General features: G+C 36.5%; 14 protein-coding genes and 1 pseudogene. 7 read left to right on the top strand and 8 right to left on the bottom strand.

The window, feature by feature from the left end; translation table 11 throughout:
- Positions 1-74 precede the first annotated feature (74 nt).
- The 3 genes from MSVAZ_RS20520 to MSVAZ_RS20920 form a co-directional block, all read right to left on the bottom strand.
- On the bottom strand, positions 75-212 hold the full coding sequence (locus MSVAZ_RS20520) for a hypothetical protein (protein ID WP_157206098.1): 138 nt from the start codon (positions 210-212) through the stop codon (positions 75-77).
- Between the two features lie 569 nt (positions 213-781).
- On the bottom strand, positions 782-1360 hold the full coding sequence (locus MSVAZ_RS14190) for an acetoacetate decarboxylase family protein (RefSeq protein WP_198146748.1): 579 nt from the start codon (positions 1358-1360) through the stop codon (positions 782-784).
- Positions 1361-1378: 18 nt separating this feature from the next.
- Entirely contained in the window at positions 1379-1582 is a 204-nt protein-coding gene (locus tag MSVAZ_RS20920) for a hypothetical protein (protein ID WP_198146749.1), read from the bottom strand.
- Between the two features lie 408 nt (positions 1583-1990).
- Here MSVAZ_RS20920 and MSVAZ_RS14195 point away from each other — a divergent pair, with 408 nt between their 5' ends.
- Entirely contained in the window at positions 1991-2461 is a 471-nt protein-coding gene (locus tag MSVAZ_RS14195; RefSeq protein WP_048121993.1) for a hypothetical protein, read from the top strand.
- Between the two features lie 385 nt (positions 2462-2846).
- A complete protein-coding gene (locus MSVAZ_RS14200; protein WP_048121995.1) occupies positions 2847-3680 on the top strand; it encodes an SDR family NAD(P)-dependent oxidoreductase in 834 nt (277 codons plus the stop codon).
- 172 nt (positions 3681-3852) lie between these two features.
- On the opposite strand, the gene MSVAZ_RS14205 is transcribed toward MSVAZ_RS14200, so the two are convergent.
- Both MSVAZ_RS14205 and MSVAZ_RS14210 read right to left on the bottom strand, forming a co-directional pair.
- Complete coding sequence (locus MSVAZ_RS14205) at positions 3853-4350, bottom strand: inorganic diphosphatase (RefSeq protein WP_048121997.1); 498 nt, start codon at positions 4348-4350, stop codon at positions 3853-3855.
- 489 nt (positions 4351-4839) lie between these two features.
- On the bottom strand, positions 4840-5733 hold the full coding sequence (locus MSVAZ_RS14210; RefSeq protein WP_048122000.1) for a NosD domain-containing protein: 894 nt from the start codon (positions 5731-5733) through the stop codon (positions 4840-4842).
- A 584-nt stretch (positions 5734-6317) separates the two neighbouring features.
- Between MSVAZ_RS14210 and MSVAZ_RS14215 the strand changes: the two genes are divergently transcribed.
- The 4 genes and pseudogenes from MSVAZ_RS14215 to MSVAZ_RS14225 all read left to right on the top strand — a co-directional run bounded on the left by MSVAZ_RS14215 (position 6318) and on the right by MSVAZ_RS14225 (position 9943).
- Positions 6318-6725 carry a DUF1699 family protein gene (locus MSVAZ_RS14215; protein ID WP_048122002.1) on the top strand — a complete coding sequence of 136 codons (408 nt, stop codon included), beginning with the start codon at positions 6318-6320 and terminating at the stop codon, positions 6723-6725.
- A gap of 438 nt (positions 6726-7163) precedes the next feature.
- Positions 7164-7340 (top strand): annotated as a pseudogene (locus tag MSVAZ_RS21355) (Rieske 2Fe-2S domain-containing protein); the annotation flags it as partial.
- Positions 7341-7590: 250 nt separating this feature from the next.
- On the top strand, positions 7591-8418 hold the full coding sequence (locus MSVAZ_RS14220; RefSeq protein WP_048122005.1) for a sulfite exporter TauE/SafE family protein: 828 nt from the start codon (positions 7591-7593) through the stop codon (positions 8416-8418).
- A gap of 1027 nt (positions 8419-9445) precedes the next feature.
- Complete coding sequence (locus MSVAZ_RS14225) at positions 9446-9943, top strand: GNAT family N-acetyltransferase (protein ID WP_048122006.1); 498 nt, start codon at positions 9446-9448, stop codon at positions 9941-9943.
- Between the two features lie 615 nt (positions 9944-10558).
- Here MSVAZ_RS14225 and MSVAZ_RS14230 read toward each other — a convergent pair.
- The 3 genes from MSVAZ_RS14230 to MSVAZ_RS14240 all read right to left on the bottom strand — a co-directional run bounded on the left by MSVAZ_RS14230 (position 10559) and on the right by MSVAZ_RS14240 (position 13056).
- The gene (locus tag MSVAZ_RS14230; protein WP_048122008.1) at positions 10559-11689 is read right to left on the bottom strand and encodes an ABC transporter ATP-binding protein; all 1131 of its coding nucleotides are present in this window, start codon (positions 11687-11689) and stop codon (positions 10559-10561) included.
- A 2-nt stretch (positions 11690-11691) separates the two neighbouring features.
- On the bottom strand, positions 11692-12369 hold the full coding sequence (gene modB / locus MSVAZ_RS14235; protein WP_048122010.1) for a molybdate ABC transporter permease subunit: 678 nt from the start codon (positions 12367-12369) through the stop codon (positions 11692-11694).
- A gap of 477 nt (positions 12370-12846) precedes the next feature.
- Positions 12847-13056 (bottom strand): TOBE domain-containing protein, encoded by a 210-nt coding sequence (locus MSVAZ_RS14240; RefSeq protein WP_048122012.1) that lies wholly within the window; start codon positions 13054-13056, stop codon positions 12847-12849.
- A 1495-nt stretch (positions 13057-14551) separates the two neighbouring features.
- On the opposite strand from MSVAZ_RS14240, the gene MSVAZ_RS21360 reads away from it, so the two are divergent.
- On the top strand, positions 14552-14965 hold the full coding sequence (locus MSVAZ_RS21360) for an FmdE family protein (RefSeq protein ID WP_269746829.1): 414 nt from the start codon (positions 14552-14554) through the stop codon (positions 14963-14965).
- Positions 14966-15040: the final 75 nt, after the last annotated feature.

Below are 15040 nucleotides of genomic sequence, written 5' to 3' on the forward strand. Positions count from 1 at the left end.
CAATCTCTATTTTTTTCGTTGGTTTTGTTTTTCGAGATACTTACCTTGTGGTGAATTGTTCTATTGTCTGGCTTTTACTGGTTTTCTTGCCTGGTTTTATAGAGGGTTTCTTGCCTGGTTTTTAGTGGTTTTCTTGCCTGGTTTTTAGTGGTTTTCTTGCCTGGTTTTATAGTGGGTTTTGGCTCTTCGTTATTTTGTGTGGATATCCTCATAATGTCTTCATAAAAACCAATGAGGTATCGAATGGAAAATCGTCTTATCCACAGGAAATGACGAAGAGCCGTGGTTTTTCTTGCCTAGTTTTTAGTGGTTTTCTTGCCTGGTTTTATAGTGGTTTCTTGCCTAGTTTTTAGTGGTTTTCTTGCCTAGTTTTTAGTGGTTTTTCTTGACTGGTTTTGTAGTGGTGTTTCTTGACTGGATTTTTTATTGTTCCATTTTTTACGTATTTTCGGTTGTCTTCAGACTATTGATCTGCTGACAGTCACTAAATGAGCTGGCAAAAATATAAAGTTACTTTCAAAAATTGAGGGTTTAAAGAGATTTAATTTAAAAAAGAAGCTTTATTATAACTTTAAAATCTTAAAGAACCTTAATGTAATGAATGAATACTTATCAAAGCCCTTAAAACTTAATGTTTTAATTAAAAAAGGTTCTTTATATATTTCACAGGAACTTCCAATGCTGGCATACCTATAAAATGTGCTTATCTCCAAGTAATCCTGCAAAAATTTATGAAAAAACCTGCAAAATCGCGACAGGTATGTGACAGGCATATTTTCAGTTATTCGAGAACAAGCCCTTTATTCGGTTTCAAAACGACAATACCTTTCGACATGATGACCGTAGCTATTTCAAACATGGGAAGCTCTGCCAGCGCCTTTATTATATGCCACTGGCCAGGGTTCTGTTCCCAGCTCAGTGGAGTCCATTTGATAGTACCGCTACCTGTCCAGGCGCTATGGATCTCGGCCCCCTGGGGATATAGAATGGGCTGGCTTAAGTCTGCTCCAGGACTTCCAACTTTGGGAATATAGCGCCATCCAAGGGCATTGATCGTGGCTGCAGAAGCCTGCATTTTCGATAACATTTGCCCTTCCACAGGCTTTACCCCTAGCATTTCCAGGCGGAGAAATGTGTTTCCTTCATAACTTGCACTTGTATAGTAGTTAGGTTGAATGATGTGCAGGTCCTCTATGTCAGCATAAATTTTTGGTATACCCGTTTCCTCTCTTCCCCCAAGAATCGGCCAGGTTTTATTTTCCCAGACCACCAGAATAAATTGTCCTTCCACCTGGTCACGCTTACCGTTGAAACGAGCTGGAACACTGACCTGAACTAAATTATATCCTCCTCCTGCCATCCAGTCGATCTCTCTGAATTAACTGTAGGAAATGTTCAGTTCAGGACGTAACAGCTCAAAACCCTCGGGCACGTAGTTTTCCAGCTGGTTTTCATCCGTGGTATATGCAAAAGTTATAGAAACTGCATCCCTGTAATACAGTGCAGCTTCAGGACCAGGGCAGTCAAAACCGCCAAAATGAGCTGGCATCCTGTAACATTTATTTTCTTCAAACCGAAACATAGTCAAACCCCCCAGGTATTCAGATTATAATTCTGAGATTATAATATAATAATATGCATAATATATGTAATCTAATCTGACAGGCATATGATACGTTATAGTGTTTATTTTAAGTTGAGATTATTATCTAATATTAGGCATATATCTAATATTAGTTATATATTATTAGGAATAATCGATCTCCAGATATGCAGCAATAAAGGGTCAAAAAGAGTTTCACAGTAAGTAACAGAAAGACTGCAGTCTGTCGTTTTATTGGGGAATTTTGAGGGATATTTATCATTTTACAGACATGCTTTGAGACAGGTTTTGATGCTTAATCCGCTTTGCATGAATGGGGGGAAATGATTGCCATAAATTAAGAATCTTCAAAAGGTTCACTGCTTATTTTGGTAGTGGAGAGGAGATATGGTAAACCTGAGCTCAATTGATTCATATATTCATAAACAGGCTCTTGTGGCTGCCCTGATTAACATGGTGATAAATCCTCTTCTGGCATTTTACATCAACAGGAGTGTGGACAGCGTTGCTTTCTCCGGGATTATAATTGATACAATAATCACCTCAATCGTGATGACGTGGCTTGTGACGGTTTTCTCCGCAGCTGATATTAATCGCCAGCTTCACGCCGGCAGTTTCAAAAATGAAAATCTGCCCCATCCGGGACCAGTACTGTCACGGTTACCCAGGCGAGGATTACTGCTGGGTACTGTACTGTTCATTTTCACGGTATTGATTATGATGATTTTAACTATCTTGATTTCCTCTCTATTTGGCATTAAAGAGCTTTCTGCTGAGAAACTGGCATTGTTCAAGCTGATTTATACCGGGCCGGTCGCCTATTTTGTAGCCCGTATGGCAATACTTCGCCAGTTGTAACTCTACTGGAAAATGCATGAGAGAAGTTTGTATTTCAAGAAAATCTTATTTTATCCTGGCAGAAATCTTATTTTTATCCTGGCAGAAATCTTATTTTTATCCTGGCAGTGTGCCAATTTTTCTATAAAATCATAAATCTCAAGAAGTTATTGGGTAGAAAATCACATATTGAAAGATTAATTTTCTCCATAGTACGCAAAAACTTGACTTCAAATTACAGCAAATTTGAGACACTGTGTTTATGCCTGAAAAGATCGACAAAAATCTTATCGATAATACAATGGTATATTTAACCGGAAAGTAAATCCTTACTGGTTCTTCCATCTGGATATACAGGAAAATTAGTCAAAAATACAAGCTGTGAAAAGGAAAAGGGGAAGTGAAAATGGGGGTTGAAGATTACTTCAAGGATAAGTGTTGCCTGGTAACCGGTGCAAATTCTGGAATCGGTTATGCTATAAGTGAAGCACTGTTGGAGAAAAGAGCAATAGTCTTCATGGCTGGTCGGAATGAGGAAAGCCTGGAATCCGCGGCTAAGAATCTTGATGCATATGCCGGACAGATTCGAATTCTGCTTGTTGATGTGACAAAACAGCCTGAGGTGGATAAAGCTATTCAGGACACCATTGCTGCGGAAGGTAGAATTGACTTTCTATTTAATAATGCGGGTATTGGAGGTACGATGCCGACTGTTGACGCTACGCTTGAACACTGGCGATCCATTATTGATGTTAATCTCTGGAGTGTTATATACGGCATTAATGCCGCGTTGCCAGTTATGCGTCTTCAGGGTGGAGGGCATATTGTTAACACGGCTTCCCTTGCAGGAATTATACCTTTTCCATTCCAGGCTCTTTATTGCGCTACCAAGTACGCAGTTGTTGGGATGAGTGAAAGTATGCGGTACGAATTTGCTGAAGAAGGCATTCATTTCTCAGTTACATGTCCTGCAGCGGTCGTTTCACGGATATGGAAAAAGCCCATAATGGGCCCAGTTCATGAAGAGATTAAAGTCCCTGAGGACGCAATTCCAGCTGAAGAAGCCGCAAATATAATCCTTCAGGGCGTTGCGGATAAAAAAGGAATAATTGTGGTTCCGGAGCAGCCAGGTGGGTGGCTCTGGCATGAATACTCTAGTTCCTCTGAAGTCGCAGAAGACTTTCTGTTGAAAATGGCTCATGATCGACGGATAGAGTGGTCAAAAAGACAGAAGATATGAGGGAGTTGAATCAGTGAGTGGGACTTTACAACGCTCAATGAGAATAATCTGTCTCCGGGCATAGGCAAGACTATAAAAGTAATAGATTTTTAAGGGTCGCTTAGCTGGACAAATTATAGAGCTTAAGCCCTCACTGATGATTTTATTTCTTTTGTTCTTATTTAGTTTGTTTTTATTTCTTTTGTTCGAGATATCGATCTTTAGCTTCCTGAAGTACAGCGACTGCTGTTTCGAGGTCTTTCCAACCGATAACCTTCACGCGTTTTTCTTCTAAATTCTTATAAGTTTGGAAAAAGTTAGTAATCTCCTTAAATAGATGAGGTGGAACCTGCTCAACGGTCTCAATATAATTCCACATAGGGTCATTCTTTGGAACACAGAGTATTTTTTGATCTCTTCCTTTATCATCTTCCATGTCAAAAAGTGCCACAAGATGTACCTCTATTATACATCCCGGAAATGTAGGTTCCCAGGTTAAAACCATGGCATCTAAAGGATCACCGTCAAGGGCCAGGGTGTCTGGGAAAAAACCATAGTCCGAGGGATATACCATTGAAGAAAAAAGCATTCTGTCGTATTTAATTACTTTTTTTTCTTTATCGTATTCATATTTGTTTCGGCTTCCTTTCGGGATCTCGATAAGTACACTTTCAACCGGTCTTTCCGTCATACCGTCACTTCCTTTTTACTCCTGCTTGCTAATTGCTTTTTATGATTGTAATAATTTATTAGTTCATAGATCATGTTCCCTGATAGAGTCATACTATTAAAACATGACCTCATGAGGTTAATTTTCTTAATATGAAAGGAGAAACTGAAAAAAAAGATTCTAAATAAAAAGACACATAAATGACACCAATTTTAGTTGGTAAAAAATAATTATTCAAAAAACGAACATGATATTCTTTGAATAACATGCACAAAGAGATGAAAATGCTTGCAGATGGCACATTTTCATTCCAAATAAGGCAAGATATAATCGCAAATTTTGCTTTAAGTACAAATATCGTTGAGAAAAGCCCTTATGGGTAAGAAGGATCTACTGTATTTGCTTTTAATACGTGATCCTCTTACCTAAACTTAATATTCTAATTTGATTTCAATTTGCATGTTCATATTAATATTTTTCACTTTTTTGTTAGCAACTACGTTTTCAAAGTTACTCTTCCTGGGCAGGAGGTTCCGAAAAAACAATAAAAGAGGCGTTCAACGGTATAAGAGGTAGATAATCAACATAATTAGAACCTTCCAATTTATAAGGTTCATCTGCAAAACCATCCCTGTTTTTATCGGAATGGGTCTGTGAGAAACCGTCGCCTGAAGGGGTTGCCCAGCAGTTACCACCCAGATAAGAGCCGCCTACAATGTTTACACCACTTGTTTTCGTAGTGTTGAAGATGTTTTCGGTTCCATCAGAGATATTTACATTCACTGTATTGTTAAAATTATTATTAGTAACGGTACATGGAGCATCAACAAGATATAGTCCATTGTCACAGCCTGTAATTTTATTTCCACTAACTGTCATGTCTTGAAACATGAGATCAAAGGCGTATACTCCCGTTTCGCAGTTGTAAATCTCATTATTGAGAATATACTCGCTTCCGCTGTACATATAAAAACCAACATCTGCCGCCATATTAAAGTTATATATCTTGTTATCTTGAACCGTACAGTAAAAAGCACCGTTTGTACCTTCATTGCGGCCAAACGAAAAACAAATACCTGAAGATCTCCCTGGGCCTCTTATGTCAAAGTCTTTTATTGTAACATTCTTTTCATAAATATTGAAGGCATTGTTTTCAGCTTTAATTATTGCTTTATATGGACTGCTTGACATTACGGTTATATTCGCAGTTGAGATTTCAATATCTCCACTGTATGTTCCCGGGTTTACAATTATTGTATCTCCGGAATTAGAACTATCTATTGCTTTTTGAATTGAGTTTCCAGACTCTACATAAATAGTTTTAGCAGAAGCATTGCAAGTAATAGCTTGAAGTGAAAGTAATACTGCTAATATCACCAACATAACTTTTTTTGTATCCCGCAAGACAAAACCCCGATAAAGTTCTCTAGTATTGATGAAATTTCTTAGTCTGTTCTTTTGTTTAGCTGATTATCAAATAACTAGTTATCCAGAATTTAATTAATTATCAAGAGATTAATACTCAGAGAATTCAATTTTTGAACTAACTCGATTAGATTCTATTTTCAAATTAATTTGACTATTATCTAAGCTACAGTATTTTATTTAGAAAGGTATACGTATTAAGCTGTTAACCATATATAATAACTTAAGTCTGTAAGATTGAAATAATATATAATTTTTCCTATTTATTCATGTATATTTACTAATATTTTCTTAAATATTCTGAAATACATATTATTTCATTACCTTTTCATGAACTAACATCAGTTTTAATCTAACAATTATCTCAGCTGGCTAATTCCAGTCTTTAAATCACAACAATTCTTTCAGTTGGTTCATTCATTCGTTTAATTGAAGGAAATTACGGAATCAAGAGAAACAGAAGACTGTATGAAAAATAACTACACTGTAAGATAAACATTTATAGTCAGTGAAAGTAGTTTCTATTAATTAAAAACATAAAAATTTCATAGTGGGGGAAAAACATGAAAATCAGAATAGTTAGTTCAAGAGAAGAAATCTTTACATTGAATCCTAATGAACGCATTGTTCACCTAGCTTTCAGGCCTTCGAACAAGGATGTATTTGGACTGGTTGAAACCTGCCCTAAGATTGAGGTAGTTCAGTTACCAAAATCCTACATGGGCACGATCTCAAAGTCCATAGAGATGTTTCTTGAAATGCAAAAAATCCAGCTTATCGAAGGTGATGTCTGGGGTCACAGGAAGGACATTAATGAATACTATACCGTTCCGTCCTCGGTTATTGAAAGAATAAAAGAAATGAAAATCGAAGGCAAATCCAATGAAGATATAGAAGCAAAAGTTTCAAGGGAAAGCAAAATCAATCCCGAAATGGTTGCTTATATCATGAACAAGGAAGCGCCTGCCTGAGTTGATACTAAGATATCTTTAACTCTTCACTGGAGATTTGACCATATTCAAAGATAGTCAGAAAAGTCTCAGGCCTTTCAGGGATCCACTTTATTCCCTGATCTCCAGTTTAAGTTTTCCATTTACAGAAGCTCTATAAAGTTATCGAGCTTAAAATTTAGCCTGTGTTTCCTACTTAAGGGAATTCACAGTGGTGTTTTTCTTTTTTATCACCGTAATGTTTACCTTTTTTGGTGGTACTATTTTTTGTTGGAACCCTTTTTTGTTGGAACCCTTTTTTGGTGGAACTTTTTAAGTGAATCTCCAAAATTTTAATAAATGTTAAAAAATACTGTACCTGTTTATGAAAAAGTTTCGCAGATTTTGCCTGGAGAAGGTGCAATTGTCAAAATCGAAGGTGAAAAGGTTGCAGCATAAAGAAATGAGACAGGGACACTCCATACACCTGATCCTTTCTACAGGCACATGAGATGTATTGTTTCCGGGAATAATGCAGAAAAGACATGGGACTGTCCATGTCGCGGCTCCCGCTATAATGCAAATGGAGATGTAATTAAAAGTCCTGCAGTATATGGGCTTCCGGAAAAGAAAGTAAATACGAAAATAAATAAGTAAGATTGATATCATGGTAATTAAAAAACTTAAGCCAAAAAGGATAATGTGAGAAAAAGTAAGTAGTCCAGGCGGACTGAAATAATTAACAGCAGAGCACTCAGCTTCTCAAACATCAAAATTTTTGAGCAGATACTTTGATTAACTCATAGGCAAATGCATGCTCAAAAGAGGAAAAGGACGTGTTTCTTCTTTTATTGGAAAAAAAGTACAGGACCTCAGGTAATTAGAAATAAATTCTACTTGACTGGAAATGACTCCTACAGACCCCCTTTATCTTGGTATCCTAATTCTTACAGGATTTTTTACTGGTATTGTCTCGGGTATGCTTGGTATTGGTGGAGGCTTTATCATGTCTCCTGTTCAGTACTGGCTTCTGCAGGAGACCGGGCTTCAGCATGACATTGCAATAAGAGTAGCTTTTGGGACAACTCTTTTTGTAGTTCTGATAAATGCTATAAATGTTGCTCACATTTACCATCAAAAGAATGCAGTACTCTGGAAACAGGCAACAATAATAGGGGTTTTCGGATCAATCTTCAGTTTTGTGGGAGCAGGCGTGGCTTCTTACTTACCGGCTTCCACCCTTAGCAGAATTTTCGGAATTGTAGTTTTAATTGGTGCAATAAGGACTTATTTTACTCCTGCTGTTGTAGAAAAGAAATATACCAGCTCTAATCCATTTCCTTATATTTTTTCAGGCATTCTCATAGGCTTTTTTTCCGGTCTTTTAGGACTTGGGGGAGGAGTTATTGGAATTCCAATCATGTTGATTTTTCTTCATTTAGATATGCGAAAAGCCATAGGGACATCAGCTGCAGTAATAATCTTTACCTCTTTTAGTGGATCTATTGGGTACATAATCAATGGCTGGGGAAAGGACGGACTTCCTCCTTATTCTGTTGGATACGTAAATCTTCTAAATTGGATTTTACTTGCATTTCCATCGTTTCTTGCAGCAAAAAACGGAGCTAAAATTGCTCATCTTATGAATCCCGAGCATTTGAAGTATTTATTTATAGTTATAATGCTCTATGTCGGGCTGAAAATGATAGGAGTTGTTGATCGTATTTTATATTGAACTCATTTGTTCTTTTTATAACCGCGAAATATAATCTTTAGACTGTATAGGACTTCTGTTCAATTTATGGCCCGTTTTCTAGTAAAATATTTATAGTATAAGGAGGAAATAGACTTCCATAGGGAAAAGTGAAAAGAAGAAATAGAAGAAAATAGAAGAAGAAAGTGGTTTTGTTCATGAAACATCTCAAAATATGTCCAAAATGCCATTCAAAACTGAAATTGCACTCCGATGGTGAAACTCAGTATTGTAATACTTGCAGTTACTGGACAAAAATAGGTACTGTAAGACTCGATTCAATAATGATTTACGGATAAGTAGCCTGCATAAAGAATGCTGAGATTTTTATATGGGATCGTAAAAATTGAGGACTTTTTTCAGAATTCAGTGGCTGAAATCAATAAAGACCCAGAAAACAAACTGATCCCTAAAACTGTTTTTAACCTTAATCAACGGGATTGTTAGAACTGCTTTCATTAGAAGAATTTGAGTAGTCACTAAAATACTAAATCCAAAGAAGCAAATTTTGAGTATAGGGGTCATTTCATATCCAAATTTTGTTATTTATTGGTTTAAAATTATGGAATGCCACTCACTTTAGCCATTTCTAATTTTGCCACGCGTTGATCCGTTATTGATTATATTATTAGTATGATCCTGCAGTAAGGACAAATTGTGTGCCTATACTTGAATTCTACGCTTTTACCCTCTCCTGAATAAAAGAGATGTTCTGATAAGCTGGTTGACCATCAATAATGAATTGAGATTTTTCTAAATAATTCGCATACTCATGTCTGCTTTCTTGTAAATTTCATAAGAATAAGGAAAAACTGCAGGTACTTCCTCGTGCTTATCTCAAATTTTAAATTCCACGAATAGTGTTAGTATAATAGTTGATATTCAGTATTAGGTTAGATTGACCTATATACTTGGAATAATAACGGCCATCAGGAAACCTTTAAAATAATTCAATCTAATTGAATGACTTTTTAATACAAGAAAATTAAGTTTTTAAAGGCAGATCAAAATGTGTAAAGTTATTTTTGATGAAATAAAGGAAGAACATCTGAATGATGTTTTGGAAATTTATACTCACTATGTTCTCAACACAAATGTAACCTTTCACGCGCATGCTTTCTCAAAAGATGAAATGCGAGAATTGGTATTCTTTGAAAATCCGAAATATAAAACTTTTGTCATAAAATCTGCTGATAAAATTAATGGATATGTAATATTGACTCAGTACAAAAAGCGTGAAGCATACGATGGAACTGCTGAAGTAACTGTATACTTAAAGCCGGATTACATCGGTAAAGGTATAGGCAGCCAGGCTGTTAAGTTCATTGAAGATGTTGCAAAAAAGCAAAATATTCACGTACTTATTGCGACAATATGCGGAGAAAATTCTAAGAGTATTAATTTATTTGTAAGAAACGGCTTTAGCAAATGTGCGCATTATAAAGAAGTAGGAGAGAAATTTGGACAACTGCTAGATGTAATGGCATACCAAAAAATAATATTATAATGCTTACATCACAATGCTTTACACCATTGATAATATGTCCGTTATAATAACCAGCCAGAGGTTAAAGTTTTTCTGCATATAGTCACAAGGCTAAATAATGCAACTGCCCAATGAGGTATAATGAAGTTTTTTGTTGCAACAAGTACAGGGTGACTACATCTAGTGCATCGATTCCAAAGTATGTCAGAAATGAATTTTTTGAAAACCACGGAAAGCACGGAAGACACGGAGATCAGTAGTAAAGGCGTGTTTCTTCCGTGCTTTCCGTGTTTTCCGTGGTTGAAATATCCAGATAGAATCACTCTGCGACAGGCTGCGTTTTCCGTGTTACAAAATTCCATGTGACTTTAAAATAATATTTGCGTCATGAACTGTGCTTATTTTAGTATTATGTATGTATTTGAGAATCGATATACTAGTATTGGCCCTTCGCTGTTTTGTATGGGTTGAAAATAATTGTTTAATTAGAAAGCATTAAGATCAAATATGAAAAAATCGAGCTTGAATGTGATTCTCAACAAAAACTGTTTTCATATCTGAGATATGCTACTTTAACATTTAGAAACTAAATGCAAGTTACCCACTCGAAGTAGTGAAGAGCCTAAATTTATTGAGTCATGATTTATGGAATGCCACTACTTTAGTCATTTCCAATTTTGCCAGGCATATATCACCTGCATGCAGTTTAAGAGAATCAACAAACTGTGCAGGTACCTCTGCAGTCAGAGTCTTGTTGCATCTAACAAGTGTAAGTGTAATGCGCTTTTTTGGTCCCTTATTGATTATATTATTGATACGGACAGAGTAAGTATTTTCATTTTGATTTTCAGAGCTGGAGTCAGGTAAAAGAAGAGTTATGTTCTCAGGATGAATTCCCCAGGAAACTTTATCTCCAGGTTTGAATTTCTGGGTTTTTATCCTTAAACTCAGGTCTCCACTTTTTAACACTGCACATTTTGACTCCTCATCATGTTTTTCAACATAAGCATCATCGAAAATATTGGAGATCCCAACTAATTCTGCCACATGCAGATTTTCAGGATGATAGAATATTTCTTCCGGAGCCCCGAACTGCTGAGCTTTTCCTTCGTATAAGATAAGAATCTTGTCGGCCAGATGGAAAGCTTCTTCCAGATTGTGAGTGATAAACAAAACAGGTATTCCAATTTTGGCTTGAAGGTCTTTTATTTTTTCTGCAAGCTCGGTTCTTATTTCCAGATCAAGTGCAGAGAAGGGCTCATCCAGAAGTAAAATTTCTGGTTTGGGAGCCAGCGCTCTTGCCAGAGCAACTCTCTGCTTCTGCCCGCCTGACAGCTGGGACGGATATCGAGTCTCTAACTCCTCAATATGAAGAAGATTAAGCATTTCCAGAACCCTTTTTTCCTTTGCTTCTTTCTCCCAACCTTTGAGCCCGCATTCTATGTTTTTTCTTACACTCATATGGGGAAAAAGAGTATAGTTCTGGAAAACATAACCCAGGTTGCGTTTCTGAATAGGTAGATTTATTTTTTGATCTTTATCGAAATAAACTTTATTCTCTACGGTTATTTTTCCCTCATCAAGATCCGTAATCCCGGAAATGCATTTAAATAACGTGGTCTTTCCCGACCCTGAAGGCCCAAAAAGCACAACAAGTTCATTTTCCATTTCAAAGCTGACGTCTAACGTAAAGGATTTCTTAACGCTTTTTTTACCACTGTGAGCAGTATCATTATACTGTTTTTTAAGGTCAACTTTAATGCCCAAAATTATGCCTCTAATTTTCCTACGAATCGTCCGGTTAGAGATATAGCCAGCAGGGATATAAAAATTAGGATTAAAACCAGAGCCTGAGCAAGTTCATCATTACCTGCCTGAAAAGCGCTGTATATTGAGATAGACATTGTGTTTGTTTTCCCCGGAATATTCCCTGCCAGCATAAGGGTTGCTCCGAATTCTCCGACAGCCCTTGCAAAACTAAGTACCAGCCCTGCCAGTATGCCCCTTTTTGCAAGAGGAAAAGTTATAAGGAGAGCAGTTTCAATCTCACTTCTTCCAAGAATGTAGGCTGCATATTCAAGCTCTTTATCTACTGCTTCAATGGCTGCCTGAGCAGCTCTAACCATAAGAGGAAGGGAAACTGTATAAGCCGCAATGACTGCTGCCTGCCAGGTAAACATGATCCCGGTGCCAAAAAAGTCGTAAATGAGGTGGCCAAGAAGTCCGTTTCTACCTACAAGAATAACCAGAAGATATCCAATTACTGTGGGTGGGAGAACTAGAGGAAGTGTTACTAAAAGCTCTGCAAGCTCTTTTCCCCGGAAATCATGCCTCGCAAATACATAAGCTATGATTACGCCAGTGCAAAGGACTAAAACTGATGATATGGTTGCTACCCAGAGCGTAAGAGATAAAGGAAACCATACCTTGTCCAACATAATGATCATGTCTTTTATTTTCGGGATAATCTTATTCAAGAGATAACTAAATGCCTGGAAATGATTCAAGTATAATATCAGGGATATCAAGATATTTGTTGCCAAGAATCATTATTGGGATAATGAAATTATGGGTCAATTCCTGAACTGCAAATTTGAAGTTATATTTTTAATATTCCTTATTTAATCAGGATATTTTGAGGTAAAGTTTTTTAGCAGAGCACTTTAGATTCTGGAAATTGAGTTTAGATTATGGAAATCGAGTATTCAAAATAAATCCGAACTAAATAAGGTCCCGCTAAAGACACAAACTGATTTAAACTGATTTAAAATTATTTTACACTCTGCAAATGTACGCTACACTTACTTTTTTAAGCTACCGCTAACAAAATTGGGCAGCCATAATGGACTTCTGCAGAGTGGAATGACTCTATTTACAATTTTACTAATATTTTCATGCACAAAGCATGAAACGAAAATTGGGGATTAATCTGTACCAATCATCACATTTGAAGCCTTGATGATTGCGTATACTTCGCTTCCTTCTTTTAGCTTCAGGTTTTCAGCTGAGGCCTTTGTGATGATGGAAGTCATTTCTGCTCCGCCTGGCAATTCTATTACAATTTCAGAATTGACCATCCCCGTGACAATACTTTTAACCTTTCCTTTTAAAACATTGCGTGCACTTAATTTCATTTCCTTGCTCCTCCTTCAAGTGTTCATAATAAACACTTGCGTTTTCACTTATGGCCTACTTGATAATATAGTTTGCGTATATATAATACAGCTTTATTCTATATGTTTGGTAACAATTTATAATCAACATCGAAAACCAGAATTTATATGGTTTGTTATGTACCGCATACCATGATAGATTTTGCAAACTAATGCCAATTGATGCCGTTTTTATTTTTGCTGAAAATCTCCAATTGCTGCAAATTCCCAATATATATTTGGGTCTTCGTTATTTTGTGTGGATATCGTTATTTGTGTGGATATCGTTATTTTGTGCGGATATCGTTATTTTGTGTGGATATCGTTATTTTGTGCGGATATCGTTATTTTGTGCGGATATCCTCATAATGTCCTCATAAAACCCAATGCAGTCTTGAATTGAAAATCATTTTATCCATAAAGAATGGCTAAGAGCCAGTTTTATTAAATGAGGACCACAGAAATACAAGAACAACATATCCATTTCAAAATCCCAACATTTACATTCAAATTAAACCTTTTAAATTTATGAAGTAACTCTCGCCAAACCAAGTCCAACCTTCTTTTTTGTGAGGTTTAACTTCCTCTCCTGTCCTTCTCTTTCAGGAAAATCCATTATTATATTTTATTTGGAGCAAGGATGTGAAATAATGGATTTTATTTTCCCTGAAAATGGGAAAGTTTCTGGAATAGGGAATAATTTTCCTATGGCCTATTCTCTTATACATAAAGATAGGAGCTCATAGGTAGGGTGGTTCACAGGTTAATTTTCGGTATATTACTTTTGCCCAGTAAATACCTGAATTTTTTATGGGATTTGAAACTTTTTTGGATAAGATTTTATCTTCTGTGATCCTCAATAACCATGAAAGCATACAAACTATATATAACGTTATGTTTCACAAAACATAACGATGTTTCATCCCAAAAATGATTTTGCTTTTTTGATTTTTTTTATTGCAGTCAAATATCGTATAAAGATGGCTCATTATTTGAGCTCAACTTTAAATTTGCTTCTTTAACATGATCATCCTGAGTACCAAAATAGAATCAGAACAAAATAGAATCAAATAGAATCGGAATTGACTCAGTATTGAACTTTTTGCGTCACCTGATGTTGCATTGTGTATTGAACTTTCAAATGGATTTGAATCTGCGAAATCAATTCAGGATACAAAGATACAACCTGGAAAATTATAGAGATTCTTATGATACGGTTTTCTACAATTCATAGACAACACTTATTGAGAATAAGCATTGTTTAAAGATAAATATATATTCTATTTATTATATAAATGTACGCAATATCTTATCTGACGTTCCTGCTCAAAAATAAGAGCGTTTGAACCTGTGGGGGGTGTATGCATTGCATAAAAGCTCGCAATTAGAGAAAGAAGCAATGGAAGCGATCATAAAGCAGATAAAAGACCCTGAACTGCTTTTACAGATCGAATAGGTCGTTCCCTTTCACGGCTTCCTGACTTCCGGGGCATTAATTGACATCCAGATGCTCAATATCGCAAGACGAGAACTCGACGTCCATGATAGGGAACGCATATACGTGACCTGCAAAACGAAAAGCTGCATGCCGGATCCATTCCAGATCCTTGCCGGAGCAACCATCGGAAACAATGGGTTAAAGATCGTGAATTTGGGGAAAATGGCTGTCACGGTAAACAAACAGGCGCCTGAAGGAGTGCACAGCATAAAAGGTGTCAGAATCATTCTCGACCCTGAAAAAACGAAATATTATCCCAAACTCCACGCCTGGTTCCTGAACACTGAAAAGCTTCCTCATACAGAGGTTGTACCAATCCTTCTGGATGCAGGGGAAAAGGTCTATTCCTGGAAATTTATGGATGTAGAAGTTCCGGTACGCAAAAAAAAGTGAATTCAGTGCTGTGAAAGCTGTGGTGAAATGTTCATTCAACACGATAACGAACTGCTGTGCGGCGGTTGCACAGAA

The organism is Methanosarcina vacuolata Z-761, assembly GCF_000969905.1.
Taxonomy (GTDB): domain Archaea; phylum Halobacteriota; class Methanosarcinia; order Methanosarcinales; family Methanosarcinaceae; genus Methanosarcina; species Methanosarcina vacuolata.

Excerpts from the sequence above, each read along its gene's own strand:
- MSVAZ_RS20520 (WP_157206098.1), bottom strand. The coding sequence starts at position 212 with ATGAGGATATCCACACAAAATAACGAAGAGCCAAAACCCACTATAAAA.
- MSVAZ_RS14190 (WP_198146748.1), bottom strand. The coding sequence starts at position 1,360 with ATGGCAGGAGGAGGATATAATTTAGTTCAGGTCAGTGTTCCAGCTCGT.
- MSVAZ_RS20920 (WP_198146749.1), bottom strand. The coding sequence starts at position 1,582 with ATGTTTCGGTTTGAAGAAAATAAATGTTACAGGATGCCAGCTCATTTT.
- MSVAZ_RS14195 (WP_048121993.1), top strand. The coding sequence starts at position 1,991 with ATGGTAAACCTGAGCTCAATTGATTCATATATTCATAAACAGGCTCTT.
- MSVAZ_RS14200 (WP_048121995.1), top strand. The coding sequence starts at position 2,847 with ATGGGGGTTGAAGATTACTTCAAGGATAAGTGTTGCCTGGTAACCGGT.
- MSVAZ_RS14205 (WP_048121997.1), bottom strand. The coding sequence starts at position 4,350 with ATGACGGAAAGACCGGTTGAAAGTGTACTTATCGAGATCCCGAAAGGA.
- MSVAZ_RS14215 (WP_048122002.1), top strand. The coding sequence starts at position 6,318 with ATGAAAATCAGAATAGTTAGTTCAAGAGAAGAAATCTTTACATTGAAT.
- MSVAZ_RS14220 (WP_048122005.1), top strand. The coding sequence starts at position 7,591 with ATGACTCCTACAGACCCCCTTTATCTTGGTATCCTAATTCTTACAGGA.
- MSVAZ_RS14225 (WP_048122006.1), top strand. The coding sequence starts at position 9,446 with ATGTGTAAAGTTATTTTTGATGAAATAAAGGAAGAACATCTGAATGAT.
- modB (WP_048122010.1), bottom strand. The coding sequence starts at position 12,369 with ATGATCATTATGTTGGACAAGGTATGGTTTCCTTTATCTCTTACGCTC.
- MSVAZ_RS14240 (WP_048122012.1), bottom strand. The coding sequence starts at position 13,056 with ATGAAATTAAGTGCACGCAATGTTTTAAAAGGAAAGGTTAAAAGTATT.